Origin of the sequence: Longibacter sp., assembly GCF_051155795.1 — a bacterium.
Lineage (GTDB): Bacteria > Bacteroidota > Rhodothermia > Rhodothermales > Salinibacteraceae > Longibacter.
Window position 1 is genome coordinate 1 of the sequence record NZ_DAXETW010000120.1, and the last position, 3388, is coordinate 3388.

Below are 3388 nucleotides of genomic sequence, written 5' to 3' on the forward strand. Positions count from 1 at the left end.
TGGTTGGACCGTCCATGGGCCACTGGTGCGTACGCGACTCGCGGCGGGCCGTGCTTGGTACGAGCATTCGCGGAACGGGACTGCTCGGAATGGTCGCTGGAGTGAAGCTCGCCCTCGACCAAACGGAAGACGATGGCTTCGGCGCCATCCTGACCGCTCCGTTTAAGATTGTTGCATACTCGCTTCCCGGTTTTCTCGTGATGATGGCAGGCGTGGGATGGTCCATGGACACGACTCCGGACCGGTTCTGTGGTGGGAAATCCGAGACCGTTGCCGTGCGACCGACGGCAATCGCTTTGCCCGGCGGGCAGGTCGCCTCCGGCCTCTCGTTGCGTCTGCGCTTTTAGAGAACCTCTTCCAGCGTTCGGTCTCGCGTAAAACAGAGCCGGCACCCGCCGTCGCGGACACCGGCTCCCAAATGAAAGGAGGGCCCCTGCGGGCGTCTATCCGTTACATCCGGCCGCGCAACATGCCGTTCCAGTACATGCGCGGCAAGCCATAGGCTTTCAGGGCATACATCGAATATCGCTCCTTGGACTGGTCGAAGGGAAAGCTCTCCTCGGGATTCTTGTCGTAGTCAAATTCAGCGAGCACCAGTTTTCCATAGCCGGTCACGAGCGGGCACGACGTGTAGCCGTTATAGCGTCCATTAAGCGGCTCGCGATCATGGAGGGCGGCGAGCAGTTGATCGACCAGGATCGGCGCTTGTTTGCGGATGGCTGCGCCGGTTTTCGACGTGGGAAGGTTGGAGTTGTCTCCCAGCGCGTACACGTTTTCGTAGCGTGTATGGCGCAACGAGCCGGAATCGACGTCCACCCATCCTTCCTCGTCGGCCAGATCGCTTTGCGCGATGAAATCCGGTGCCGTCATCGGCGGCACGACGTGGATCAGGTCGTAGTGCTCGGTGTGCGCGTCCCCGGTTTCAATGTTCTTGAATACAGCCTCGCGCTCGTCGGGGCGTACCTCCACGAGCTCCGTCATCAGGTTGACCTCGATGTCCTTGCGCTTTACCACGTCGTAAAGCGTGCGCTCGTACTTGGGGGAAGAGAAGAGCTTGCCTTTCGCTTTCATGAACGCGATTCGGCTGCCGTCACGGACGCTGTTTCGCCGAAAGGCTTCGTCGGCAAGGTACATGATCTTCTGCGGGGCTCCGCCGCACTTGACCCCCGTCGTGGGTTCGGTGAACAGCGCGGTACCCCCCTTCGGAAACGCCTCGATGGCTTCCCAGGTCTTCTCGCATGTGTCGAACGAGTAGTTGGAGACGACGCCGCTGCCCGGGTGCTTGAGTCCGTCGGCCATGCCGGGGATGGCATCCCAGTCGATCTGAATGCCGGCCGCCATCACGAGGTGGTCGTACCCGACGCTCTCGCCACTTTTCAGCGTAACGCGGTTTTCCTCGGGGTGCAGTTCGGCGACGGCATCCTGGATCCAATCGGCCCCATCCGGGATGAAGTCCGCTTCGTCGCGTTCGGACTCCTCCTTCGGGAAAACGCCGCCGCCGACCAGCGTCCAGAGCGGCTGATAGTAATGTTTGTCGGATGGCTCGATCACGGCGATGTCGAGGTCGTCTTCGTGCTGAAGCAGTTGCGAGGCGACCATGAGTCCACCGGTGCCGCCTCCGACAACGAGTACGCGATAATGGTCTTTCATGGGATCAGTCGTGAGATGGGAGGAGAAACGTGTGGGTCAGGGGGTGGCGTCGGCACGTTAGGGGCGAAGCTGGCGACCGAAGCGTTTGGCGAAGCTTGTGAGGAAGCCGACCGCGTGCTGCACGTCTGGGTCGCGGAGGGCGCCGAGGAGGCCGAACATGCCACGCTTCGGCGTCTCGCCGCGCGTGGCCTCTTTCTGGCTTTCGACGAGGGCGGTGCCGAGTCCGCCGATGACCTGCAGGGCTTCGGGGTCCAGTACGCCGGAGTCGAGCAGAGCTCGAAACTCGTTGGTGCGGAAGACCTCGGACAACTTGCCGAGGGCAGAGGCAGCATCGCGGAGAGCCCGTTCGGGGTCGAACCCGGCGTCTGCGGCGCGGGCGTACTCCGCATCAATGATGTCTATCACGGTAGCGATGGCCCGGGGCGCGTGATCGGCGAGCTTTGCGAGTTCAGCGATCTGTTCGGATCGGCCGGCTAGTTCACCCAGGGACTGTGCGGTCTTCGGCTCGGTCAAGACCTCCAGCAGAGCGAGCCCTTCGCGCATCCGTTCGTCGAGGACGACGCCACGATCCGCTGCCCGGGTAAGCGCTTCGTCGAGGGTGTCCACGGTTGTGGCCATGGCTGCGGGCACCTGGTCGGCGAGGTCCGCGATCTGTTCGAGTCGGTCCAGCCGGTCGATGAGGCGCGTCAGCGTCTCGACGGTGTCGGGTTCGGTTAGCTTCTCCGCCAGCCGAAGGGCCTCGCCGGCTCGTTCGTCGAGCACCACGCCGCGTTCGGCGGCGCGGGTGAGTTCGTCGTCGAGTACGTCCGCGGCCGTGCTCAGGGCCATCGGCAGCTGGTGCTCCAGCCGCTCCAGGGTGTCGACTGCCCGCTCGATGGTGTCGAGCTGGTCGAGCAGATGGTTCAACTTCTGGACGGTCTCGGGATCATGTAAGCGCTTTTCCAGCGATGAAGCGCCGTTGGTTCGGGCGGTGGATTCCATGGAACGGACGGCAAATGTGAACGGAAGAGTGAGCGCGGACGCCGGGGCCCAGGTAGAACCGCGCGGAGAGAGACGAGGTGGATGAGAGCGGCGGTCCAACCGGGCCAGGCGTGTTCGACCCATGCCTGCATGTTCAGGACATTAGTACGTGTATTAACAAGTAACGCTACCGTTTGTTTCTCATGCATGCTCCGCTCCGTGACAGTTCGCGTAGGGGCGGGCCGGATTTCGTCGTGCGACCGGTTCTGCCTACCTCATCCGTAGCGGTCGGAAGCGAGACCGTCGCGCCCCCGGGTTATGGTCCCGGCGTCGAAGCGCGCTCGTCTGCCGAGTCCACGTCCGGTACGAAGACCGCGTAGAGCCCGCGGAGATCGCCCGGAGAAAAGCCGTGGGCTCGGTCGTCCGGGTAGGCGGTGCGGATGAAGGCCGGTCGCTCGTCTTTGGGGCCGTGACATGCGAGGCAACTCGGTTCGACGGTGATCCGGTGAAAATAGCGCCATCCCTCGGTCCCGTTGAGCGTTGTGCGACGCCACAGAGCCGTCCGACCGGGGTTGGCCTCGAAGCGGTCGTACGCCTGCGCGGCGATCGAATCCAGCTGATGTGCCGGATTCCGGAACTTCTCCGCGAGTTGCTGCACCACCCATCCGCTATCACGTGCGACCGTTTTCGCCCGCTTTCCGACCGGTTTACAGACGCGCTGAAACGTTTTTTTCGTCACGTTGTCCGGGTCGAACGTCGTCGCGAGCTGCGAGCGCAT

At 63.1% G+C, this 3388-nt stretch carries 4 protein-coding genes; 1 reads left to right on the forward strand and 3 read right to left on the reverse strand.

Features of this window, described 5'->3' with window-relative positions; translation table 11 throughout:
* The coding region (locus ACFCU0_RS12370) for a hypothetical protein (protein ID WP_434973987.1) at nt 1–347 on the forward strand (347 nt) is incomplete at its 5' end.
* Nucleotides 348–450: 103 nt separating this feature from the next.
* Here the strand turns inward: ACFCU0_RS12370 and ACFCU0_RS12375 are convergent.
* From ACFCU0_RS12375 to ACFCU0_RS12385, 3 genes are all read right to left on the reverse strand, one after another.
* Nucleotides 451–1650, reverse strand: a complete 1200-nt coding sequence (locus ACFCU0_RS12375; protein ID WP_434973988.1) for an NAD(P)/FAD-dependent oxidoreductase — start codon at nt 1648–1650, stop codon at nt 451–453.
* A 57-nt stretch (nt 1651–1707) separates the two neighbouring features.
* Nucleotides 1708–2631: a DUF1641 domain-containing protein gene (locus ACFCU0_RS12380; protein WP_434973989.1), complete on the reverse strand. Its 924-nt coding sequence runs from the start codon at nt 2629–2631 to the stop codon at nt 1708–1710.
* A gap of 295 nt (nt 2632–2926) precedes the next feature.
* On the reverse strand, nt 2927–3388 hold a 462-nt coding region (locus ACFCU0_RS12385), incomplete at its 5' end, for a Tll0287-like domain-containing protein (RefSeq protein ID WP_434973990.1).